Source organism: Bacillus sp. FSL K6-1338 (assembly GCF_038006965.1).
Taxonomy (GTDB): domain Bacteria; phylum Bacillota; class Bacilli; order Bacillales; family Bacillaceae_G; genus Bacillus_A; species Bacillus_A thuringiensis_S.
Genome location: NZ_JBBOWI010000001.1, coordinates 2,118,034 through 2,141,928 on the forward strand (window position 1 = coordinate 2,118,034; position 23,895 = coordinate 2,141,928).

Consider the following 23,895-nt stretch of genomic DNA (forward strand, 5'->3'; position numbering starts at 1 on the left):
CGGCTCTTTTTCTAGTCTGTAACACATTGATAAATAAAATATACTAAAACGAGTATGCTTGCGGCGGAATACATGACATCTAAAGTCATTCAAGTGCCTCCTCAATATTGTGGTATTAATATTGTATGAAATCTTACAATTTCATATTCAAGTGAAAAATATGTGAACGTTAACAAAATTGTAAAGTGCAAAAATTATAATCATTTTGTATAATAGAAGAAACCACCGTTATATAAAAAATAATGAGTGAAAGGGGAGGGAACATAAATGCCAAATTGGTTTAGAAAAACCTTAGTCGCATTAATTACCGTATTTACATTTGGTTTAGTGACGCCTCCTTCCATATTGCTTGATAATGCCAAAGCTGCGGACAAGCCTACGAGCACAGCTGGGCAACAAAGTTTGGAGAGCACGTCCTATACATATGAAGAAACGAATGACAGGTTAACCACCGATACTTTTATTACTTATGCAATGCAAGAAGCAGAGAAGCAGTCGATGCAAAAGTTTGGTACTAAAATTGGTCCAGTAATTGAAGATGAATTTAAAGATGTAATATTACCGAAAATTGAAGAGGCAATTGCTGAGCTTGCTAGTGATGTACCAGAAGACTCACTACAATCATTAGCGATTTCTCAAAAACCAGCTGGTGGAAATAATGAAAAGATTTTTCACGTCTACGATACGAAATCAGGAAATGATTTATTGCGTTTCCATGTAAGAAGAGATCATCCGCCGCAAGATGGTTATTATTTTAATTTCCATTATCACCGTTTTGATGATGGATACTCTGGACATCATGAGTTAGGAAATATTTATTGGAATACAAATGTACCGCCGAAATGGTTGTCTTAAAAAGAACAAGAGAAAATCTTGTTCTTTTTTATGTTTATAGAAGGGACAGACAACTATGTTGTTGAATAACATAGGTTTAGAAAAAAGAAGTAAAAGGAGTATGGAGATGCAAAAATACATTGTTTTTGACTTTGATGGCACATTAGTAGATTCGCAAAATATATTTGTACCAATTTATAATCAAATTGCTGAAAAGCACGGATATAAAACGGTAAAGGAAGAAGAAATTGAACATTTACGTAAATTAACGATGCCAGAGAGATGTAAACAACTCGATGTACCACTGTATAAATTACCGATATTAGCGTTGGAGTTTTATAAATTATATCAGCCTGCTATAAAAGATCTTGTTTTATTTCATGGGATGAAGGATGTATTAGATGAACTATATAAAAAAGGATACGGTATTGCGGTTATATCATCTAACTCAGAAGAGCATATTCGGGCATTTTTACACAAGAATGATATAGAAAATATACAAGAAGTGTATTGTTCTAAAAATCTGTTTGGTAAAGATAAAATGATAAAAAGATTTTTAAAATCGAAAAAGATAACAGAGCAGGATATGTTATACGTTGGTGATGAACAGCGAGATGTAGCAGCGTGTAAAAAGGCTGGAGTGAACGTGATTTGGGTATCTTGGGGATATGATGTCATTGAAACAGTGAAAAAAGATGCACCAGATTATATGGTTCATAAGCCGATGGAAATTGTGGAAGTAGTACAAGGAGCGTATTCTTAATATGAATACACTTCGAGCAGGCATTCATCATATTGAATTTTGGGTAGCGAATTTGGAGGAGTCCATTTCTTTTTATAATAAGTTGTTTTCCATAATTGGATGGAGAAAGTTAAATGAAGTAGCATATAGCACAGGAGAAAGTGAAATATATTTTAAAGAAGTAGATGAGGAAATCGTAAGGACGTTAGGGCCTAGACATATTTGTTATCAAGCTATTCATAGAGAAGTAGTTGATGAAGTAGCAGATTTTCTTTCTAGTACGAAAGTGAAGGTAATACGTGGTCCAATTGAAATGAATCATTATTCGGAAGGTTACTATACGATTGATTTTTACGATCCGAATGGATTTATTGTAGAAGTTGCCTATACACCAAAGGCAGAAATGTAAGGGGAATAGATATGAAGATAATTACAGCGCAGCAAAACAATATACAAATTGTAAAAGATGCAGTGGATATTAAAGAAATTTCTAAAGGTTTTTCGCCTGACAAGAAATATATAATTATGAGTGCGAATAATGAAAAATATTTATTTCGGACAGGCGATATAAAAGAGTATGAAAGAAAGAAAATAGAGTTTCAAATTTTAAATGAAATGGTAAAGTGTAACGTACAGGCACAAAGGCCAATTGAAATAGGTATATTGGAAGAAGAAGGTGTATGCTATAGTATTTTTTCATATTTAGAAGGGGAAGATGCGAAGAGACTATTGTCTACGTATTCACCAAAAGAACAATATGATATTGGCATAGAGGCAGGAAAAGATTTAGCGAAAATGCATACACTTGAAGCTCCTAAGAATATACTTCCGTGGTATGAAAGAGCAATGAAAAAACATAGGAAATATTTAGAGGCGTATAAAACATGCGGAATTAAAATTGAAAATGATGATAAAATTATTAAGTTTATAGATGAAAATGAAATGTATGTAAAGGATCGCCCAAATCGATTTCAACACGATGATTTTCATTTAGAAAATATAATTGTACGGGATGGGAGATATGTAGGTGTAGTTGATTTTAATGGTTATGACTGGGGCGACCCACTGCATGATTTCGTAAAAATTGCACTATTTGCAAGAGACATTAGTATTCCATATTCAATCGGACAAATAGAAGGATACTTTAATGAGAGAATACCAGAGGAGTTCTGGAAATTATATGCGGTGTACGTTGGCATGACAGTTTTCTCATCAGTTGTCTGGACATTACGAGCAGCACCGCATATGTTGGAGGATACGTTAGAGCGTCTTCATATTGTATTAGAAGATCATAAAAACTTTGAACTATCGAAGCCGATTTGGTTTCAACCAGATAAGATGGATATGAAATAGAAAAGGTAGGTGTGATTCGCACCTACCTTTATTTTTTACCATCAAAATAATTATTTGATTTTCTTAAATGTCAGCGGCTGAGTACTTAACATAGCTGGCACATGTAACTGAAGAGATGGGAATTCACCACTCACATTCATTTCATAAGCGAATAATAAACTCATTTTCATTTGGAATAAGTCAATTTTTGCAGAGAAGATGTCGTAGTGATGATGGTGCAATTGAACCTTCATCTCCATAAATTGTACAAATAACGAATCATCTTGTTTGTATACTTGTAATGTTCCGTATGCAGGATGTTCAAAAGTACCAGTATAATCCTCTAACTTGTGAGAAGGTGTAGTCCCTTTAATTTGTTCAGGAAGCGATTCAGTTGCTTCTTTCATCATTTCCTTCATTTTCTCAGTATCTTCTACAGCACGTTTATGCCAATCAATGGATTCTAATTCAAGTAGTTCGTCATAAATTTGATTAGCGAGATAAGTAGGAAGTAATGTTCCTCCAGCATTCGTTAAAATGACAAGGCCTATGTTTTCTGTTGGTATGAATGAAACAAGTGCTGAAAACCCATCAATATTACCGCCATGATGAATTACCTTATTACCACGGTAAGCGCTAATAAACCAACCAAGACCGTAACTATTTAATGGAGATTCAGGAAGTGATAAAACTGGTTGATCTGGAATGGAATTATGTGGTGTATACATTTGTTGTAATAATTCAGAGGAGATTAATTCATGATTTCCAAATTTACCTTTGTTTAAGTGAAGAAGGACCCAATTTGCCATATCTTCAATTGTAGAATTAATACACCCAGCAGCTCCAACTGTATCGATGTTATGGAATGGAACTTCTTTTATTTTACCTTCATTTTCAACGTAAGGTAAAGCATAATCATCTGTAGTTTGTGAATCTGTAACAGAGAAGTTTGTTTGATTCATATTTAAAGGCTCTAAAATATGTTCTGTAACGTATTGTTCCCACGTTTGATTTGTAATATTTTCCACAATGTAGCTGATTGTTGTATACATTAAGTTGTTATATAGAAACGCTGTTCGGAACGGCGCATCAAGTGGTAAATGTTTTATTTTTTCAACGAGATTTTTTCGAGATAAGGAAGAGCTATACCAAAGAGCCTCATGACGGCTTACACCGGTTCGATGAGAAGCTAAATCTCGTCCGGTAACTTGTGAGCTAGCAAGTACTTCAGATAAAGAGAAGTTAGGTATAAAAGACTGGACAGGACTATCCCAATTAAATTTTTGTTGTTGTGTTAACAAACTTAATGAAAGTGTGCCAAAAGCTTTCGTTGAGGAACCGATTGCGAATCGAGTATGCGGTGTAACAGCCTCTTTTGTTTCTATATTACGATAGCCGAAACCTTCTGAAATAATAACTTCACCGTCTTTTATTACAGCGACAGCAGCACCAGGAACATTTAAATCCTTCATCATTTTTTCAACCGTTGTTTGTAAAGAAGTCATAACAGGCGTTCCAAATTTAGACATACTTCTAACCTCCAAATATAAATTTTGTTCTACCGCACTATACTTTCGGTAATAGAAAATGAAAACCTTTTTAAATTTGGAAAGTTAATAATTTTGTAAGAATTAGTGGGAGAAATTTTATTAATTAGGATTATTAACTTTACCATTTTTCATGTTATGATAAATTGCATATACGATTGAAAGAAGGTTTTCCTACATATGAAACATGCTGAAAATGAATACTTAAATTTATGCCGCCATGTAATGGAACATGGTACGAAGAAAGAAGATCGTACAGGGACAGGAACTGTATCTGTATTTGGATATCAAATGCGTTTTGATTTGAGTAAAGGATTTCCTTTATTAACGACAAAAAGAGTACCATTTCGCCTTGTAGCAAGTGAACTACTTTGGTTTATGAAAGGTGATACAAATATTCGCTATTTATTGCAGCATAATAATAATATTTGGAATGAATGGGCATTTAAGAGCTGGGTGGAAAGTGACGAGTATACTGGTCCTGACATGACTGATTTTGGTCTTCGCTCACAACAAGATGAAGAATTTAAAGTACAGTACGATGAGCAAATGGAATTGTTTAAAAAGAACGTTTTAGAAGATGATGATTTCTCAAATAAATATGGTTATTTAGGAGACGTATACGGTAAACAGTGGCGTGCTTGGAAAACGACAGCCGGTGAGACACTTGATCAATTAAAAGATGTAATTGAAATGATTAAAAAAACACCAGACTCACGTCGTTTAATCGTTTCTGCTTGGAATCCTGAAGACGTACCGAGTATGGCATTACCGCCTTGTCATACATTATTCCAGTTTTATGTAGCGGACGGAAAACTTTCTTGTCAGTTATATCAAAGAAGTGGTGACATATTCCTTGGAATTCCATTTAACATCGCAAGTTATGCACTACTAACACATTTAATTGCACATGAATGTGGTCTTGAAGTAGGAGAATTTGTTCATACAATTGGAGATGCACACATTTATACAAATCATTTTGAACAAGTAGAAAAGCAATTGGCACGTGAACCACGTCCGTTCCCGAAACTTACATTAAATTCAGATGTGAAATCTGTTTTCGATTTTGAAATGGAAGATTTAACGATTGAAGGATACGATCCGCATCCAGCAATTAAAGCACCGGTTGCAGTATAATTGTAGAGGAGATGAAAAAATGATTGTTTCATTTATGGTCGCAATGGACGAAAATAGAGTAATTGGTAAAGATAATAATTTACCTTGGCGTTTACCGAGTGAATTACAATACGTGAAGAAAACAACGATGGGTCACCCGCTTATTATGGGAAGAAAGAACTATGAAGCGATTGGTAGACCGCTGCCTGGAAGACGTAATATTATTGTAACTCGTAATGAAGGATATCACGTTGAAGGATGTGAAGTTGTTCATTCTGTAGAAGAAGTATTTGAACTATGTAAAAATGAAGAAGAGATTTTTATTTTTGGCGGGGCGCAAATTTATGATCTCTTTTTACCTTATGTAGACAAATTGTATATAACAAAAATCCATTATGCATTTGAAGGAGATACATTCTTCCCAGAAATGGATATGACAAATTGGAAAGAGATTTTTGTGGAAAAAGGTTTAACGGATGAACAAAACCCGTATACGTATTATTACCATGTATATGAGAAACAACAATAATAAAAAAGGTTGATGTGAGAATTCGCATCAATCTTTTTATTTATATTCACCAATATAAGTTTATAGATGAGATTCGATAGTGCTATAATGATAGGTAGCATGTAAAAAATGCTAAAATTTTCAAAATTACTAATATAGAAAGAGGAGGAGAATGGATTGAGAAAGATATGGGGGATTCTTTTTCTTTGCTTAACATTCATGTTAGTTGGATGCGGTAAAGAAGAAAAACCACAAGAAGCGTTTGATACATATGTAAAAGCATGGAATAAACAAAAATTTGCAGATATGTATGATCAACTATCAAAAAATGCAAAAAAAGATATTTCAAAGAAAGAGTTTACTGAGAAATATGAAAAAATTTATTCTGGTATCGAAGTAAAAGACTTAAAGGTAGAAACAGGGGAAGTAAAAGAAGATAAAAAAGATGAAGGCCCTGTTCCTTTTAAAGTAAGCATGGATACAGTTGGTGGTAAAATTACTTTTGGCCATGAAGCAAAAATGGTGAAAGAAAAAGATGGAGATAAAGAATCTTGGAAAATAGATTGGACTCCTGATTTTATTTTCCCTGGTATGACGAAAGATAGTAAAGTGCGTATGCAGACAACACAGCCAAAACGTGGTGAAATATACGATCGTAATGGAAAAGGTCTTGCAACGAATGGGAAAGCTTCTGAAATTGGAATAGTTCCAGAAAAATTAGACGATACTGCTCCGCAAACGAAAGAGACAGTAGCGAAGTTGTTAAATATGACTGTAGAAGAAATTGATCAAAAATTAGCTGCTAAATGGGTAAAACCAGGGTATCTCGTACCAATTGGAATTTTGCCTGAAGGGGCAACGCAAAATACGTACATTGATTTAGCAGGTGTTTCAACAAAACCTGTAAATGTTCGTACATATCCATTAGGGGAAGCGGCAGCTCATCTAACTGGTTATATCGGAAAGGTAAATGCTGAAGATTTAAAAACGCTTCAAAAGAAAGGCTATCAAGCTGATGATCCAGTTGGTAAAGCTGGTTTAGAGCAAGTATTAGAGGAAAAGCTACGCGGTAAAAAAGGTGGCCGTGTCTTTGTAGAAGATGCACAAGGAAAAGAAATTAAAAACTTGGCAAAAACAGATGCTGTTGATGGAGAAAACGTAACTTTAACTATTGATAGTGCTGTTCAAGAAAAAACGTACAATGAAATGAAGGGCGAAGCTGGTTCAAGTGCAGCAATTAATCCGAAAAGTGGAGAAACAATTGCACTAGTAAGTAGTCCAGCATATGATCCGAATTTAATTGCACGAGGAACATCGAAAGCACAACGCGAAGCTTGGAATAATGATCCGAAAAAACCGATGACGAATCGCTTTACACAATTATCGGTACCAGGTTCTGTATTTAAACCAATTACAGCTGCAATTGGTCTTGAAACGAAAACGATTGATCCAAAAGAAGAGTTAAAAATTGAAGGATTAAAATGGACAAAAGATTCTTCTTGGGGTAATTATTATGTAACGCGTGTGAAAGATGCAAATCCGATTGATTTTGATAAGGCGATGAAATACTCGGATAATATTTACTTCGCACAAGAAGCATTGAAAATCGGAAAAGACAAGTTTATGAGTGAAGCGAAAAAATTCGGATTCGATGAAAAATTACCAATTGAATATGGATTCCCTGCTTCTAAAATTGCAAATGACGGTATTAAAAATGATATTCAAATGGCAGATACAGGATATGGACAAGGGCAAGTATTAATGACTCCTCTTCATTTAGCTTTAACGTATGCGCCAATTGTAAATGATGGAACGATTCCATCACCGTATATTATTAAAACAGATAAACAACCAAAAGCTTGGAAAGAAAATGTAATTTCTAAAGGAAATCAGGATATATTAAAAACTGCTATGACGAAAGTAATTAATGATCCGGATGGTACAGGGAAAATTGCTAAAATTGATGGAATGACTCTTGCTGGAAAAACAGGTACAGCGGAATTAAAAGTATCCAAAGAGGCCGAAGGAAAAGAACTAGGCTGGTTCGCTGCATTTGATTTGAATTCACCAGATATGGTTATTACAATGATGATTGAAGATGTAAAAGGTAGAGGTGGAAGTAACATTCCAGCTGAAAAAGTAAAACATGTTTTTCAAAAATAATATGTAATAAAAGGCTATCTCTATAAATTATAGAGATAGCCTTTTTGTATGAGGAGTCTTAATATCTGTATACTAAATTTTAAAGAAACAAAATAAATCATTAACTTACGAAAAAAAAGTAGCTATTTTTTATTGACATTAATTAAAACTTTTTGTATTATACTTACATAAGGTAAGTTATTAACTTTCGAAAAATAAATCTTGAATTAAAGATAAAGAGAAAAAAGGGAGAGAATACAATGACAAAAGTACTATTTATCACAGCAAATCCAAATTCAGCAGAAGGTTCTTTCGGAATGGCAGTAGGGGAAGCTTTCATCGAGGCTTATAAAAACGAGCATCCACAAGACGAAGTTGTAACAATTGATCTATTCAATACTACTGTACCAGCAATCGATGCAGATGTATTTGGTGCTTGGGGTAAATTTGCAGCAGGTGAAGGCTTTGAAACTTTAACTGAAGTTCAACAACAAAAAGTAGCAGCAATGAACACAAACTTAGAAACATTTATGCATGCAGATCGTTATGTATTCGTAACTCCAATGTGGAACTTTAGCTATCCACCAGTAGTAAAAGCATACTTAGATAACGTAGCAATCGCAGGTAAAACATTCAAATATACTGAAAATGGTCCAGTTGGCTTATTAGAAGGTAAAAAAGCACTTCACATTCAAGCAACAGGTGGCGTATATTCTGAAGGAGCATACGCAGCTGTAGACTTCGGTCGTAATCACTTAAAAACTGTATTAGGATTTGTCGGAGTAAATGAAACTGAATATATTGCAGTTGAAGGTATGAATGCAAACCCTGAAAAAGCACAAGAAATTAAAGAAGCAGCAATTGCTAATGCTCGTGAATTAGCAAAACGTTTCTAATATAGAATGCCTTAAAAAGTCCAAACACTTGATGTTTGGACTTTTTTTCTTCTTTTTCCTTCGTTTGTCTAGTATAATGAAGGTCGGAATGATAATAGGTGGGGGTTCTGTATGATTCAAACGTTTTTTAAAATCTTTTATTTAATTTTAATCGTAATTGCGATTACACCGAGAATGTGGCGTCTTAAAAGACAAGTAAATACGATGGCGCCAAAAGAAAAAGATAATGCTGTGTACAAAACGACAAATTGGTTTGGTAAGAAAATGGTACGTGTAGCTGGAGGGACAGTAGAAGTGAAAGGGCTTGAAAATGTTCCGAAAGACAAGCCGGTACTAGTTGTAAGTAATCACCAAAGTAATATGGATATCCCTGTTTTACTAGGTTACTTAAATAAACCAATTGGATTCGTGTCAAAAGCAGAAATTAAAAAGTTCCCAGTTGTGCCAACTTGGATGGAACTTATGAATTGTGTATTTATGGATCGTAGCGATCGTCGTCAATCTCTTAAAGCAATTAAAGATGGAATCGAGCTATTAAAGAATGGACATTCTATCGTAATTTTCCCAGAAGGGACAAGAAGTAAGGGTGGCGAAGTTGGAGAGTTTAAGGCTGGTAGTTTTCATCTTGCAGTAAAGTCAGGTGTAGCAATTTTACCTGTAACGTTAGATGGTACATATAAGATGTTTGAAGCGAATGGAAATCGTATGAAGCCAGCTCATGCAACAGTAACAATTTCTAAGCCGATTACACCTGAAGATTATGCGAATATGGATATTAAAGAATTAACGAAGCATACACAGGAAGTTATCGCATCACAATTACATAAGTAGTAAAAAAGGTTTCAGCTTACTATAAGTTGAAACCTTTTTTATTATGCTGTAGGTAAGACATAAAAGAGTACACAAAAGAACATCATCGCACTACCACCTAAAACGAACAGGTGCCATATGGCATGGTTGAAAGGTAGCTTTTCCCAAAGGAAGAATATAGCTCCGACAGAATATAAAATTCCACCTGCTAAAAGTAGTGAAAAACCATGTCCAGTTAGATTTTCATAAAGTGGTTTAATGGCAACGATTATGAGCCAGCCCATAATGATGTAACATAAAGTTGATGCCTTTATAAAGCGACGTACAAAGAAAATTTTGAAGACGATACCTCCGATTGCAAGTGTCCATATAATAGCAAGTAACGTCCATCCTAATGGGCCACGAAGTGTAATAAGTAGAAAAGGAGTATACGTGCCAGCAATCAATAAGTAAATGGCTGAATGATCTAAAATAGTAAATATTTTTTCAACTTTAGGATGATGGATGCTGTGTAGCAATGTTGAAAACAAGTACAGTAAGAACATGCTTACACCATAAACAGTAAATGCAACTACAGCTGATGCGGTACCGTGCTTAGAAGCATGAATAATCAATATGATTAAGGCAGGGATGCTTAAAATGGCACCGATACCATGTGTAATTGCATTTGCAATTTCTTCTTTTACAAATTGGGTCATTCGTGTCATTTTTTCAGTCATAATGCAAATCCTTTCTACTATCATGAAATAATATGTCATTTCCCTTACCATATCATACACAAGGGCAATAGAAAATGAAATTTGTATAATTGATTATATTTTTGAATTTTTTTGACAAAAGGCAATGGATTTGTTGACGTTTTCAAACTTTTTTGACAAAATAAAATTATGTAATAATAGGACAAGGAAACTACTAATAAAGGGGATGGGGAAATGTTTTCAAATATTGGCTTTCCAGGGTTAATTTTAATTTTAGTAGCAGTACTCATTTTATTTGGGCCTAAAAAATTGCCGGAAATCGGGAAGGCTTTAGGGGAAACGTTAAAAGAGTTTAAAAAATCAACGAAAGAATTGACAGATGACGCATTTCAAGAAAAGGAAAAGAAAGAAAAAATGTAATGTATTTTCCTTGTAATGGATAAATAAAGTGTGGTGAACGAGTTGGAAGATCGGGAAATGAGCGTAGTAGAACATATTGTTGAGCTTCGAAAAAGAGTAATATATACGGTGTTATCCTTTGTACTATTTTTAATTATCGGATTTACTTTTACAAAGGATATTTATTTTTGGCTTGTAAAAGATTTACCAATGAAATTAACTGTTCTCGGTCCAAGTGATGTATTGTGGATTTTTTTCTCGATTGCTACAGTATTTGCTATCGTTTGTACAATTCCTTTTGCTGCTATACAAATTTGGTTATTTGTAAAACCGGGTTTACATCCAAATGAACAAAAGATGACAATAATGTATATACCGGTATTGTCTATATTATTTATTGCAGGTTTATGTTTTGGATACTTTATTGTAATGCCATTTCTATTTCACTTTTTAACTACGATAGGTAATGAAATGTTTAATACGATGTTTACGACAGAAAAGTATTTTCATTTTGTACTTAATTTAACAGTCCCATTTGCTGTGATTTTTGAATTACCAGTCGTTGTAATGTTTTTAACTAGTATTGGAATACTTACGGCGGAATTTTTAATAAAAATAAGAAGATATGCTTACGTAGCACTGATTATCATTGCATCTTGTATATCACCGCCTGACTTTTTATCTCATAGTTTAGTTGCGGTGCCGCTTATTTGTATTTATGAAGTAAGTATTGCTTTATCAAAGGTTGTTAGTAAGAGGAAAAAGAAAAGAGAAGAAATGCAGTCGAAAAGTGCCTCGTTATAAAGGCACTTTTTTATTTATTGGTTATACTATAGCTATAAACGTATACAATATATAGAAGAAAAAAATTATAGAATCTCCAAAATTTAGACAAACTTTGCGCTTTTATAAGCTTATACTAAATGTATTAAACAATTGATGGATAATGAGATTCCCGTCTCGGAGATATTTAGGATGGGAAGATGGATTAGGTGGAGATGAATAGAGTATAAATCTTCTAGCCATAAGGACTACAGAAATCATATAAGTCTGATTTTACTCCACGTTAAACAACGTGTTACAACGCAAAGTAGAGGAAGTTCAAAAATCCAATGAAAAAGAGGATTGATATTGTGATTACGAAAAGTTTTTATTTCACTCATTCAACAGGGGATTGTATTAAAATATTCGAAATCCCTGTCCTACAGGCGCAGCATCCATTATCGTTTCTAATTCAGTCTCGTCTTCAATTATTTATTGCAAAAATTCAAAAACAAAAACATCCAAGATTTGCATATTCTTTCCGTGAATATTTACAAAATTGTTTGAAGTGGAATGATTATTTAAATGTATATAAAACAAATACTCTTGAAAAAAATGCATGATATAGAGTAGAGACAGGGTTAGGAGCTCTGTCTTTTTCATTTTAGATATAAAAATATAATTAATTTGATGAAATTTCGTTCCAAATTGTTGAAAGCAATGGGAATACTAGTATAATAACAAGGAGAGCGTATTGGAAAGGGAAGAATATAATATGCAAAAAATTAAAATTGTAACAGATTCAACGGCAGATTTATCACAAGAAGTAATCGAGAAGTATGACATTCATGTTCTACCATTATCAATCTCTGTAAATGGACAAACATATTTAGATCGCGTTGATCTACAACCAGATGAATTTATTGAAGAAATGCTTAAATCAGAGGAATTACCAAAAACATCGCAACCAGCAATGGGTACATTTGTAGAAATGTATAACAAGTTAGGTGAAGATGGAAGTGAAGTACTTTCCATTCATATGACAAGTGGAATGAGTGGTACTGTAGCAACTGCAAATAGTGCTGCATCAATGACCGATACAAAAGTAACAGTTGTTGATTCTCAATTTATTACACATGCTTTAGCATATCAAGTAATTGAAGCTGCAAAAATGGCAAATGAAGGGCGCTCACTAGAAGAAATTTTAAAACGTGTAGATGAAGTAAGAAAGAATACTCGTTTATATGTAGTAGTAGATACATTAGAAAACTTAGTGAAGGGTGGACGTATCGGTAAAGGAAAAGCGTTTATCGGTTCGCTGCTTAATATAAAGCCAATTGCTAGTCTTGAAGACGGTGTTTATAATCCTGTAACGAAAGTTCGTAGCCAAGGCCAAATTGTAAAAACATTAGCTAAGTTATTTGAGCAAGATACAGCTGGAAAAGTTGTAAAGGCTGTTGCAATTCCACATGCGAAAGCAATTCCTTTAGCTGAAAGTATGAAAGCGGCGGTTGAAAAAGTGAGTGGGTTTGCTCAATCAGAAATTTTCTATACAACGCCTATAATTAGTACTCATACAGGTCCGGGTGCAATCGGATTTATGTATTTAGCAGAGTAATAAAAAAGCTACTTGAAAATATATTTCAAGTAGCTTTTTTATGTAAATAGAAAGTAAGAAATAAGAAGAGCTATACAGGCACTACCGCTAATGATATAGCGAGTCTGTAAATATCTATTCATAGAAAACACCCTTTATCCCGCAATTTGCGGACAGTAAAACTCCCACCTCAAAATTTAGCTGGAGCAAAGAGGTTAGGTAACGGGCTGTCCGTAAAAGCCTTCACTATAGGATTTTCTATATTATATGTTAGATGTAGAAAATCAGTCGCTACGTTACACATGTAAAGTTTCAATTTTTTCATTTATTTGCTTATCATTTGTTGCGTTACTATAAATAAAAGTTTGGCCTAAAAAGAGTACATGCAGTTGTTCCCATGGTAACATGCGCAAATTCCAATTATTTCGAAGTCTAGTTATTGCTTCACGAGGTGTTTCATCGGCGAGTGCAAATGATCCGTAATGCATCGGTATAAAATGAGTAGCGTTTAAATCTAAATAAGCTTGCACAGCCTCTTCAGGTGAAACATGAGATACTTTCATAAACCATTCTGGTTCATAAGCGCCAATGGGCATAAGAGCAATATCAATTAAAAAGCGTTCACCAATTTCTTTGAAACCTTGGAAATAGCCACTGTCGCCACAAAAATATATGGTTTCCATAGTCGTTTCATTATCAATAATCCATCCCCCCCAGTGAGACGTATTCATATCAAATAAGAATCTTCTCGTCCAGTGCTGAGCAGGTACGAAGTGAAAAGAAACTTCGTTAATTATCGTACTTTTCCACCATTTATACTCTTCTACATGTTTAAATTTCTTACGAGTAAATAATTTTTTTAATCCGATAGGTACAAGGTATAGAACATCATCATTCAACTGACGAAGAGTTGAAAAATCTAAATGATCATAATGACCATGTGAAATAAGGACAATATCAATTTTAGGTAGTGCTTCTATAGAGAGTCCAGGTTCTGTAAGTCTTGGAACTAGCTTTAATTTATTGGCCCATACTGGATCTGTTAATATATTAAGTCCATTCGTTTGGATAAGAAAAGTAGAATGCCCAATCCATGTGACAGTCGTTTTTTTTACATTACTTTGCAAAAATGCACTTTGTTTAACGGGTGATTGTTCTACTAAGAAAGAAAAATCTTTTTTGTTTTGCTTTCGTTCTTTACGCCAGCGTAAAAAAGAGCGAATTGATTTTTTTGTACTAACATTATCCATATTTTCATAGCGCTTTGCCATGAACATCACCTCATTTAAAATCGTTGTATTTGTATTGTACCGAAATGTTGTTAAGGAATACAGTGTAAAACATGGATTAATGTTTAAGGAATTGTTAAAAAATAGGGAAAGGTATTTACAAAAGTAACAATAAAAATAGTTTTATCACTTCTATTTATAGAAATAATAGTAAAAAAATATATTTTGTCTAGTAATTCGCTTGAAATAAAGAAGTAACATACGTAAATTCGTACGATTTCGTGAACAAATGTAGTAAACAATTTTCTCGTAGTGTTAACTTTTGTTATTATAAACATAACCTATTTAAATTTAGGATAGAGAAAAGAGGTTTATAAATGAAGCGTTATCAAAAAATAATTGGTCTTATGGTTGTATTTTGTCTCTTTGTACTTGCTGGATGTAGTGGATCAGGTTCAAAGCTTCGTAAACCATTGAATTGGGATTTAGAAACTTTCCAATTTACAAATCAAGATGGAAAGCAATTTGGTACAAAAGATTTAAAAGGGAAAGTTTGGGTTGCAGATTTTATGTTCACAAATTGTCAAACAGTTTGTCCACCAATGACTGCAAATATGGCCAAGCTGCAAAAGATGGCAAAAGAAGAGAAGATAGACGTTCAGTTTGTTTCATTTAGTGTAGATCCAGACCTTGATAAACCAGAAAATCTGAAAGCATTTATTCAAAAGTTTACAGAGGATACTAGTAACTGGAATTTATTAACGGGATATTCGTTAGAAGATATTACAAAGTTTTCAAAAGATAATTTCCAATCACTTGTAGATAAGCCGGAGAACGGTCAGGTCATGCATGGTACATCATTTTATTTAATTGATCAAAACGGAAAAGTAATGAAAAAGTATAGTGGCATTAGTAATACGCCATACGAAGACATTATACGTGATATGAAGCGATTAGTGGATTAAAAATAAGGGTGCATAGCACCCTTATTTTTTTGCATTAGTCTATGGATAAAATGTCATGTTGTTGGGGAAGTTTCGGCGCCCGAATTTCTAATACGCCGTTTTGATAAGAAGCTTTTGCTGCTTTTTTATTAATTGAATACGGCAACTTAATCAATCTTGATGCTTCTGAAATGGAACGTTCTCGGCGATAATAGTTATGGGATGTTTCTTCTTCCTCTTCGAGTATCTCTTCTTTTACAGAGACTTTTAAGTATTCACTTTGTATTTCAATTTGGATTTGCTCTTTTTGTATACCTGGTAGTTCAGCTGTAACAACGAGTTCTTCACCAACTTCATATAAATCTACAGGGAATGTTAATAAACGGTTTCCTTTTTGGAAAAAATGATTTAAATCAGCGATTACATTGCGAAGAGGTGTTTGCTCGAAGAAATCATCAATTTGCTTTAAGTAATTACGAACCGGTGGGCGAGAAGAATCTTTTTTTTCTTCACTCATGGTATTCCCTCCTAGAAATCAATTTGCAATATCATATGACAAAAGCTGAGAAAGGTGAGTGCCTAGTTTTCATGTTTTCATAAAAAATTGTTAAAAATGTGAAATGGAGTGATTTTTTTATAGTTTTTGGTCGCCATATTCAGTTGATTATGCTAGTATAAATAGGGTTGATATAGTAGTATAGAAACAGAATGAAAACCGAAAGAGGGTAAGAAGTATGTGTGGTTTTGTAGGATGTTTATGTGAAAACCCTAGAGAGTTTTCAGAAACAGAAAAACATCAATTTGAAAATATGAACACGATGATTTTCCACCGTGGTCCAGATGACGAAGGATATTTTCGTGATGAACATGTACAATTTGGCTTCCGCCGTTTAAGTATCATTGACTTAGAGGCAGGACATCAGCCGCTAACTTATGAAAATGATCGATATGTAATTATTTTTAATGGTGAAATTTACAACTATGTAGAATTACGTGAAATGTTACTTGAAAAAGGTGCAACGTTTGCAACGCAATCTGATACAGAAGTTATTATTGCATTGTATGCACATATGAAAGAAAAATGTGTAGACTACCTTCGTGGTATGTTTGCATTTATGATTTGGGATCGTGAAGAGAAGAAACTTTTCGGTGCACGTGACCACTTCGGTATTAAACCTCTATACATCGCACAGCAAGGTGATACTACATTCTTCGCATCTGAGAAGAAAAGTATTATGCATGTGATGGAAGATAAAGGCGTTAATCCAACGTCACTACAACATTATTTTACGTACCAATATGGCCCAGAGCCAGAAACATTAACAATTGATGTTAATAAAATCGAGCCTGGTCATTATTTCGTAAAAGAAATCGGTAAAGAGATGGAAATCCATCGCTACTGGAAACCTTATTTCAATGCTTCAAGTGCAACGAAAGAGGAGCATATCCAAGCAATTCGTGATGTACTATATGATTCAGTAAAAGTGCATATGCGTAGTGATGTACCAGTAGGTTCATTCTTATCTGGTGGTATCGATTCATCTATCATCGCTTCTATTGCAAGAGAAATGAATCCAAATCTTTTAACATTCTCTGTTGGTTTTGAGCAACGTGGTTTCAGTGAAGTTGATGTTGCAAAAGAAACTGCTGAGAAATTAGGCGTTAAAAACCATAACGTATTCATTTCAGCGAAAGAATTTATGGATGAGTTCCCAAAAATCATTTGGCATATGGATGATCCTTTAGCTGATCCAGCAGCTGTACCATTGTACTTCGTTGCTAAAGAAGCACGTAAACATGTAACAGTTGTTCTTTCAGGTGAAGGCGCAGACGAGCTATTTGGTGGTTATAACATTTACCGTGAGCCAAACTCACTAAAAATGTTCTCTTACATTCCTAGCCCAGGTAAGAGTGTTCTAAAAGCATTGAGTGGTGCTCTTAAAGAAGGATTTAAAGGTAAGAGCTTCCTAGAGCGTGGATGTACACCAATTGAAGAGCGTTACTATGGAAATGCGAAAATCTTCCGTGAAGAAGAAAAAGCTGAATTAATGAAGTATTACAATGAAAGTGTTAACTATATGGATATCACGAAACCATTGTATAACGAGATTAAAGATTATGATGATGTAAGTAAAATGCAGTACATTGACATGTTCACATGGTTACGCGGTGACATTTTATTAAAAGCTGATAAAATGACAATGGCAAACTCATTAGAACTTCGTGTACCGTTCTTAGATAAAGAAGTATTCGATGTTGCATCTAAAATTCCAACTGAACTTAAGATTGCTAACGGAACTACGAAAGCTATTTTACGTGAAGCAGCACGCGGAATCGTTCCAGATCACGTATTAGATCGTAAAAAACTTGGATTCCCAGTACCAATTCGTCACTGGTTAAAAGACGAAATGCATGATTGGGCTATAAATATTATAAACGAAAGTAAGACAGAGCATTTAATCGACAAACAGTATGTATTAAACTTACTGGAAGCACATTGTGCAGATAAAGGCGATTATAGCCGTAAAATTTGGACTGTACTTGCGTTTATGGTATGGCACCAAATTTATGTTGAGCATAAATACGATACGAACAAGTTCCATGAAGAAACAAAACGTGCGTATAGCTTAGTGTAATTAGAAAAACCTTAAGATCGCATACGGTCTTAAGGTTTTTTTCATAAATAGGAAGTATTATTGATACAATAATAGTAAAAGGATGGACAACATATGATTACGTTTGAGAAAGTTACTATAGAAAATGAAAGCGTTGTTAAAGAAATGTTTAAATCGCATAGTTTAGGTGAGAAAAAGGTACAGTATTGTGTGAAAGTTGATGATACATATATTGGTGTAATAGATTATAGTGTTCAAGAGGAACGAGCTGTTTTATCACAGCTAATTATTCATTTTGATTACCAAGGTTATGGTTATGGTACAAATACGTATTTTACATTTGAAGAAATGATGAAACAAAGAAATGTGAAAGAAATAAAAGTGCTACAAGAGGAATTAACAGAAAAAGCGCATTCTTTCATAGAGAGTTTTGGCTTTACTTCAGAAGATGGAGCGTATGTGAAGAAAATATAACGATGATTATTTATGCGATACAATAAATATAAGGCAGGTGGATGTATGACAATGACTTCTGGTCTTGTATTAATTGGAGGGTGCTTTATAGTAGCAGAACTATGTCATATAATCATTCGGAAAAGAATGATTAAGAAAAGAAAGCCGTATGAATTACAATACGTCCCTGTCTTTTTCATTATATTTTGTATGCTTAGTACATTACAAAATATAATGAACTTTCCACCACTTGTGAATGTTTTTTTAAAGTTCGGTTTACTTTATAGTGGTGTTGGAATAGTACTTTTATTTATTTTATTTTGCATACGTTATATTCACTATCAATCGTATATATTTATTTTAAATTGGTTAAAACAAGATGATAGAAACCGCCTTACATAAGGCGGTTTTTTTATTTGTGATTGTAACAGAACTTGTACATTTCACATAAAATAGGACGAGTAGCAATGCTAACATATTACAAGAAAGGGGCGGGGTAGTAAAATGAAACTTGTTATAGACGCAGGGCACGGTGGATATGATTCTGGTGCTGTTGGTAATGGCTTAGTAGAAAAAAACTTAACGCTTCAAATTGCTAGACGCGTTCGAGATATTTTAACGGTAAATTACCCAATTACAATTAAAATGACACGTGATAGTGACGTGTTTATTTCCTTATCGGAACGTGCTAATATTGCTAATGCTTTTGGTGCGGATTATTTTATTTCATTTCATATTAATAGCGGCGGGGGTACAGGTTTTGAAAGCTATATTTATAATGCGTTATCCAACAGCAGCACTGCATATGCAAAGCAACAAAAGATGCATACAGCAGTAAATCCTGTATTAACAAAATACGGTCTTCGTGATCGAGGAGCAAAAAAAGAAAATTATGCGGTATTAAGAGAAACCGCAATGGATGCAATTTTAACTGAGACTGCCTTTATTGATACAACGTTTGATGCAAATTTATTAAAAAATCCACAATTTATTGAAGATCTAAGTCAAGCGTATGCAAATGGAATAGCGGCTATTTTTGGAGTAGCTCCAAATCCACAACCTCCAAACCCACAACCGACACCTCAAACGAAGGGAATCGCTTATATCCTTGGGAAAAATGTAAATTTAAGAAATGGTCCATCAACTTCTTCCTCAGTTATTCGTCAATTAAATTCTCCAGAATCTTACGTTGTATATCAGGAAAGTAACGGATGGTTAGATTTGGGGAATGGACAATGGGTGTATAATGATCCTTCTTACATTAATTTTGTAAAGACAAGCAATAGTGATGGAAGTCCGATTGGGGTTGCATATATACAAGGGATGAATGTAAATTTAAGAAGTGGTCCATCAACTACATCTGCAGTTATCCGTCAATTAAATCCTCCAGAATCTTATTTAGTATATATAAATGAAAATGGCTGGTTAAACCTTGGTGGAAATCAGTGGGTATATAATGATCCATCGTATATTAAGTATACTCAATATTAGGAATTAAAATGATAATGCAATATGGATGCGTATCTTTGTTATGTATAACTCAGATACGCATTGTAATAACAACATAAATTTTCATACTTATACACTATATGTTAAAAAGAAACATTAGAAAAGCCAATAGAATCGAAATGGTATATATTAAAAAAGTTTTCTGATATACATTGACAATGTATGTAGTATACATTAATCTTTAATTGTTAATGATAATCGATTTCATCTAGGGAGGACATATGATACATACTAAAAAACTAATTATGTTCTGCATTATGATACTCATGGTTGTAATTGCAGGATGTAGTAAAGAAGAGAAAAAAGAAAATGATATATCAGCTAAAGCAAAAGATTCATATACGGTCAAGCATGCAATGGGCGAAACGACAGTAAATGGTACACCTAAAAAAGTTGTTGTTTTAACAAATGAAGGTGCAGAGGCTCTCCTAGCTGTGGGCGTAACGCCAGTGGGGACTACGAAACCACGTGCTGGTGATGAATGGTACCCTCATGTAGCGAAAGAATTAAAAAATACGGAAGTTGTAGGAACTGAACGTGATATTAATTTAGAAGCAGTAATGAAGCTTAAGCCAGATTTAATTATCGGAAATAAAATGCGTCACGAAAAAATATATGATCAGCTAAAAGAAATCGCACCAACTGTTTATGCAGAAACATTACGCGGTGATTGGAAAGAAAACTTTACGCTTTATACAAAAGCTGTAAATAAAGAAAAAGAAGGGCAAAAAGCTCTTGATGATTATAAAAAACGTATTGAAGGAATGAAAGAGAAGTTAGGCGATAAATTGAATTCTAAAGTTTCTATTATTCGTTTCGTGCCAGGTGATGTTCGTATTTATCAAAAAAACTCATTCTCGGGAGTTGTTTTAAATGATATTGGATTTAAACGACCACCATTACAAGATAAAGATGATTTTGCGATAAAAGGAATTACAAAAGAGCAAATTCCAAATATGGACGGGGACTACTTATTTTATTTCACGTCTGATAAAGATGCAGATAAGAATAATGAAGGAAATTCGTTAGCAAAGGAATGGACAGAAGATCCACTCTTTAAGCAACTACAGGCTTCTAAAAATAATAAAGTATTCCAAGTGGATGAAGTAATCTGGAATACAGCAGGCGGTATTAAAGCTGCGAATCTTATGTTAGATGATATTGAAAAATATTTCCTTAAATAAATGATAAAATACATCACTTTTACGAAGTGATGTATTTTTTGTTCGTGAAAATACAGAAAATTCCTTCTTTAAGGGTGACATAAGTTGTACAATAAAATCAATCATGTGATAAAGGAGTGGGGAAGAATGAAAGCTACTCATAAAGAGTGGATCTTGTTTAATGGGAGAATGATTAATACGAAGGAAGAACAGCCGATGGTCGCATTAGAAGAGCGCGGCTTCCAATTTGGTGATGGTATTTATGAAGTATTTAGACTATACGATGGCAAGCCTCATTTATTAGATTTACATTTGGAACGATTCTTTAACTCTATGGCAGAAATAAAACTAATTCCACCATTTACGAAGGAAGAATTAGTGGAAGAGTTACATCAAATGATTGAAAAAAATCAATTTCAAGAAGATGGGAATGTATATTTACAAATATCAAGAGGTGCACAACCACGCAATCATGTATATGAATCAGATTTACAACCGACATATTTTGCAAATCTTGTTTCGTTCCCAAGACCAGTTGCTTCAATGAAGGCAGGGATTAAGGTAACGGTAGAAGAGGACATCAGGTGGAAGTTTTGCCATATAAAATCATTAAATCTTTTACCAAATATCATGATTAAAAATAAAATAAATGAACAAGGGTATCAAGAAGCAATATTAGTACGAGATGGCATTGTGACTGAAGGGTGTCATTCGAATTTCTTTATGGTGAAAAATAATAAATTGATTACACATCCGGCTGACAATTTCATTCTACAGGGCATTACGCGGCACTATGTTATTACATTAGCGAAAGAGTTACATATCGAAGTAGAGGAACGAGAGTTTTCATTACAAGAAGTATATGAGGCTGATGAGTGCTTCTTTACAGCGACGCCGCTTGAAATATTCCCAGTCGTTCAAATTGGTGATGAACAGTTTGGAAACGGCGAAAGAGGACCAATTACAAAGAAACTCCAAGTGGCATATGAAGAAAGTATTAGATTGTTTAAAGTTATGAACTAATATTGAAGAAAAAAGCTGATATTCCTTCAGCTTTTTTTCATGATATAATTCAAGCGTAGGACAAGATTTGAAAACGCTGTAAAAAGGGGATTTAATGTATGAATTATGAAGGTTTTAAAGAAGTAATTCACGGAAGACGAAGTGTTAGAAAGTTCACAGAACAAGAAGTATCTACTAATGATATAAAAGAAATAATTGATTGTGCTCGTTATGCACCGAGCGATACGAACTCACAAACGTGGGAATTCTTGGTCATTATGAACCGAGAGAAGATTAAAGAAATTGAACAAATGACATGGGATGCTTTACATAAACTTGCGGCAAAAGCAACAGATAATGGAGAAGAGAAAGCAGGGAAATTACTTACGCGTTCTTTCGGACCATATGCGACAGCTTTCTCTGAGGCACCAGTATTAATCGTATGCTTGGCAACACCATATGAATCAAAGTTTCGTGAAAAGATATTTGATCCCATTGCTTTTGTTCCAGATTCAGTTTGGGAAGAAGAAGGGATTAAGAGTAGCTGTTTAGCGGCACAAAACTTAATGTTAGCTGCACATGCAAAGGGACTTGGTACTTGTCCAATGACAGGGCCAGTATTGCTAGCTCAAGATGAACTGCGCCAATATTTACAAATTGAGCCTGAAAAACAAATAAATATGGTTATTTCACTCGGATTTCCGAAAGATAAGCCAAAAAAACTTCCAAGAAAAGAAGTAGAAGAAATCACAACATTTGTTTTTTAAAGTGCAAAATAAAAAGACATTGGACATATCAATGTCTTTTTATTTTGGAGCGGGTATTATATCGATTTGTTGGGCTAAAATGATAAATAAGAAGGAATTACTATTTATTTCATAAAAAAAATTAATGTTCTATTAAGGAAAGTATGATACATTAATCGTGAGCAAGCTTCTATATGTTCATAAAAGTTTTAAAAGTTATTTTTGTATAATAAATTATAATCAAATGACAGGGGGGATGAATTTTGAAAAAATTCATAATCACTGGATTGTCTGTATTGTTATTAGTAGGTTGCGGTGCTCCACAGGAAAAAGAGGACGCGCAATCAAAACAGGAAGAACAAGTTGTAAACGCAAGTGATGAGAATATGGTTGTATTTCCTGAAGGCGCAATGTCAATTGGAGAAGGGAAAGTAAAAGTTATTACTCCAGATGGTACTTCTGAAAATGGAAATATACCGACTGTATTCATCAAAAAGGATACTTTAATTCAGCAAGTTGAACTAGAACTTTCTAATTTTCAAAGTGATAAAGAAACATTCATATTTGTAGATCAAATGTATACAGATAAACATCAAGTAACTAGTACAACACAGACAACAGTACAATTAAAAGAAAAGACGCTGGAAACAGGTAGTCATACAATTACTGCAGTTCAGTATGAAAACAATGACCCGAAAGGAAAGGTTATTAGTTTTAATCAAGCAACATTTGAGACAAAGCCTGCGTCTTAATCAGAATAAAAAGTACATTACTCAAAAAAGTAGTGTGCTTTTTTGTTTGGATGGAATGGTGTAATAGGGAATAATTTATTTCGTTTTCTAGTACGATTA

Annotated in this window: 26 protein-coding genes; 22 read left to right on the top strand and 4 right to left on the bottom strand. The window is 33.9% G+C overall.

Features of this window, described 5'->3' with window-relative positions:
- The first annotated feature begins 267 nt into the window (after positions 1-267).
- The 4 genes from NZ044_RS11030 to NZ044_RS11045 all read left to right on the top strand — a co-directional run bounded on the left by NZ044_RS11030 (position 268) and on the right by NZ044_RS11045 (position 2,929).
- Positions 268-855, top strand: a complete 588-nt coding sequence (locus NZ044_RS11030; RefSeq protein ID WP_001134421.1) for a YpjP family protein — start codon at positions 268-270, stop codon at positions 853-855.
- A 106-nt stretch (positions 856-961) separates the two neighbouring features.
- The gene (locus NZ044_RS11035) at positions 962-1,597 is read left to right on the top strand and encodes an HAD family hydrolase (protein ID WP_001174980.1); all 636 of its coding nucleotides are present in this window, start codon (positions 962-964) and stop codon (positions 1,595-1,597) included.
- Between the two features lies 1 nt (position 1,598).
- A complete protein-coding gene (locus NZ044_RS11040) occupies positions 1,599-1,985 on the top strand; it encodes a VOC family protein (protein ID WP_001094667.1) in 387 nt (128 codons plus the stop codon).
- 11 nt (positions 1,986-1,996) lie between these two features.
- Positions 1,997-2,929 (top strand): aminoglycoside phosphotransferase family protein, encoded by a 933-nt coding sequence (locus NZ044_RS11045; protein ID WP_016077781.1) that lies wholly within the window; start codon positions 1,997-1,999, stop codon positions 2,927-2,929.
- A gap of 50 nt (positions 2,930-2,979) precedes the next feature.
- Here the strand turns inward: NZ044_RS11045 and NZ044_RS11050 are convergent, their stop codons facing one another.
- The gene (locus NZ044_RS11050) at positions 2,980-4,437 is read right to left on the bottom strand and encodes a serine hydrolase (protein ID WP_000032719.1); all 1,458 of its coding nucleotides are present in this window, start codon (positions 4,435-4,437) and stop codon (positions 2,980-2,982) included.
- A gap of 198 nt (positions 4,438-4,635) precedes the next feature.
- Between NZ044_RS11050 and NZ044_RS11055 the strand changes: the two genes are divergently transcribed.
- From NZ044_RS11055 to NZ044_RS11075, 5 genes are all read left to right on the top strand, one after another.
- Entirely contained in the window at positions 4,636-5,592 is a 957-nt protein-coding gene (locus NZ044_RS11055; RefSeq protein WP_081143866.1) for a thymidylate synthase, read from the top strand.
- 19 nt (positions 5,593-5,611) lie between these two features.
- A complete protein-coding gene (locus tag NZ044_RS11060) occupies positions 5,612-6,100 on the top strand; it encodes a dihydrofolate reductase (RefSeq protein ID WP_000637208.1) in 489 nt (162 codons plus the stop codon).
- A gap of 156 nt (positions 6,101-6,256) precedes the next feature.
- A complete protein-coding gene (gene pbpC / locus NZ044_RS11065; protein ID WP_001227237.1) occupies positions 6,257-8,242 on the top strand; it encodes a penicillin-binding protein 3 in 1,986 nt (661 codons plus the stop codon).
- A gap of 239 nt (positions 8,243-8,481) precedes the next feature.
- Positions 8,482-9,117: an FMN-dependent NADH-azoreductase gene (locus tag NZ044_RS11070; protein WP_000170033.1), complete on the top strand. Its 636-nt coding sequence runs from the start codon at positions 8,482-8,484 to the stop codon at positions 9,115-9,117.
- 111 nt (positions 9,118-9,228) lie between these two features.
- Complete coding sequence (locus NZ044_RS11075) at positions 9,229-9,948, top strand: lysophospholipid acyltransferase family protein (RefSeq protein WP_000616579.1); 720 nt, start codon at positions 9,229-9,231, stop codon at positions 9,946-9,948.
- A 41-nt stretch (positions 9,949-9,989) separates the two neighbouring features.
- On the opposite strand, the gene trhA is transcribed toward NZ044_RS11075, so the two are convergent.
- Complete coding sequence (trhA, locus tag NZ044_RS11080) at positions 9,990-10,646, bottom strand: PAQR family membrane homeostasis protein TrhA (RefSeq protein ID WP_000136889.1); 657 nt, start codon at positions 10,644-10,646, stop codon at positions 9,990-9,992.
- A 213-nt stretch (positions 10,647-10,859) separates the two neighbouring features.
- Here trhA and NZ044_RS11085 point away from each other — a divergent pair, with 213 nt between their 5' ends.
- The 4 genes from NZ044_RS11085 to NZ044_RS11100 all read left to right on the top strand — a co-directional run bounded on the left by NZ044_RS11085 (position 10,860) and on the right by NZ044_RS11100 (position 13,404).
- The gene (locus NZ044_RS11085) at positions 10,860-11,045 is read left to right on the top strand and encodes a twin-arginine translocase TatA/TatE family subunit (RefSeq protein WP_000492443.1); all 186 of its coding nucleotides are present in this window, start codon (positions 10,860-10,862) and stop codon (positions 11,043-11,045) included.
- Between the two features lie 57 nt (positions 11,046-11,102).
- Complete coding sequence (gene tatC, locus NZ044_RS11090) at positions 11,103-11,828, top strand: twin-arginine translocase subunit TatC (protein ID WP_000117643.1); 726 nt, start codon at positions 11,103-11,105, stop codon at positions 11,826-11,828.
- Between the two features lie 329 nt (positions 11,829-12,157).
- Positions 12,158-12,409: a DUF2535 family protein gene (locus tag NZ044_RS11095; protein WP_000629010.1), complete on the top strand. Its 252-nt coding sequence runs from the start codon at positions 12,158-12,160 to the stop codon at positions 12,407-12,409.
- A gap of 152 nt (positions 12,410-12,561) precedes the next feature.
- The gene (locus NZ044_RS11100; protein ID WP_014894780.1) at positions 12,562-13,404 is read left to right on the top strand and encodes a DegV family protein; all 843 of its coding nucleotides are present in this window, start codon (positions 12,562-12,564) and stop codon (positions 13,402-13,404) included.
- A 275-nt stretch (positions 13,405-13,679) separates the two neighbouring features.
- Here the strand turns inward: NZ044_RS11100 and NZ044_RS11105 are convergent, their stop codons facing one another.
- The gene (locus NZ044_RS11105) at positions 13,680-14,654 is read right to left on the bottom strand and encodes an MBL fold metallo-hydrolase (RefSeq protein ID WP_098505730.1); all 975 of its coding nucleotides are present in this window, start codon (positions 14,652-14,654) and stop codon (positions 13,680-13,682) included.
- Positions 14,655-14,989: 335 nt separating this feature from the next.
- On the opposite strand from NZ044_RS11105, the gene NZ044_RS11110 reads away from it, so the two are divergent.
- Positions 14,990-15,577 (top strand): SCO family protein, encoded by a 588-nt coding sequence (locus tag NZ044_RS11110; RefSeq protein ID WP_000833341.1) that lies wholly within the window; start codon positions 14,990-14,992, stop codon positions 15,575-15,577.
- Between the two features lie 34 nt (positions 15,578-15,611).
- On the opposite strand, the gene NZ044_RS11115 is transcribed toward NZ044_RS11110, so the two are convergent.
- Positions 15,612-16,073 carry an Hsp20/alpha crystallin family protein gene (locus tag NZ044_RS11115; RefSeq protein WP_001288086.1) on the bottom strand — a complete coding sequence of 154 codons (462 nt, stop codon included), beginning with the start codon at positions 16,071-16,073 and terminating at the stop codon, positions 15,612-15,614.
- A 217-nt stretch (positions 16,074-16,290) separates the two neighbouring features.
- On the opposite strand from NZ044_RS11115, the gene asnB reads away from it, so the two are divergent.
- The 8 genes from asnB (at position 16,291) to NZ044_RS11155 (ending at position 23,796) form a co-directional block, all read left to right on the top strand.
- Complete coding sequence (asnB, locus tag NZ044_RS11120; RefSeq protein WP_000333819.1) at positions 16,291-18,192, top strand: asparagine synthase (glutamine-hydrolyzing); 1,902 nt, start codon at positions 16,291-16,293, stop codon at positions 18,190-18,192.
- A gap of 93 nt (positions 18,193-18,285) precedes the next feature.
- A complete protein-coding gene (locus NZ044_RS11125) occupies positions 18,286-18,645 on the top strand; it encodes a GNAT family N-acetyltransferase (RefSeq protein ID WP_000627501.1) in 360 nt (119 codons plus the stop codon).
- A 51-nt stretch (positions 18,646-18,696) separates the two neighbouring features.
- Positions 18,697-19,026 (top strand): hypothetical protein, encoded by a 330-nt coding sequence (locus NZ044_RS11130; protein ID WP_000200457.1) that lies wholly within the window; start codon positions 18,697-18,699, stop codon positions 19,024-19,026.
- 102 nt (positions 19,027-19,128) lie between these two features.
- Positions 19,129-20,115 carry an N-acetylmuramoyl-L-alanine amidase gene (locus tag NZ044_RS11135; protein ID WP_000779884.1) on the top strand — a complete coding sequence of 329 codons (987 nt, stop codon included), beginning with the start codon at positions 19,129-19,131 and terminating at the stop codon, positions 20,113-20,115.
- A 239-nt stretch (positions 20,116-20,354) separates the two neighbouring features.
- Positions 20,355-21,317 (top strand): ABC transporter substrate-binding protein, encoded by a 963-nt coding sequence (locus NZ044_RS11140; protein WP_000581983.1) that lies wholly within the window; start codon positions 20,355-20,357, stop codon positions 21,315-21,317.
- 126 nt (positions 21,318-21,443) lie between these two features.
- Positions 21,444-22,319 carry a D-amino-acid transaminase gene (gene dat, locus NZ044_RS11145; protein WP_000648395.1) on the top strand — a complete coding sequence of 292 codons (876 nt, stop codon included), beginning with the start codon at positions 21,444-21,446 and terminating at the stop codon, positions 22,317-22,319.
- Between the two features lie 98 nt (positions 22,320-22,417).
- On the top strand, positions 22,418-23,065 hold the full coding sequence (locus NZ044_RS11150; RefSeq protein ID WP_001105348.1) for a nitroreductase family protein: 648 nt from the start codon (positions 22,418-22,420) through the stop codon (positions 23,063-23,065).
- 242 nt (positions 23,066-23,307) lie between these two features.
- Positions 23,308-23,796, top strand: a complete 489-nt coding sequence (locus NZ044_RS11155; protein WP_000713494.1) for a hypothetical protein — start codon at positions 23,308-23,310, stop codon at positions 23,794-23,796.
- Positions 23,797-23,895 lie beyond the last annotated feature (99 nt).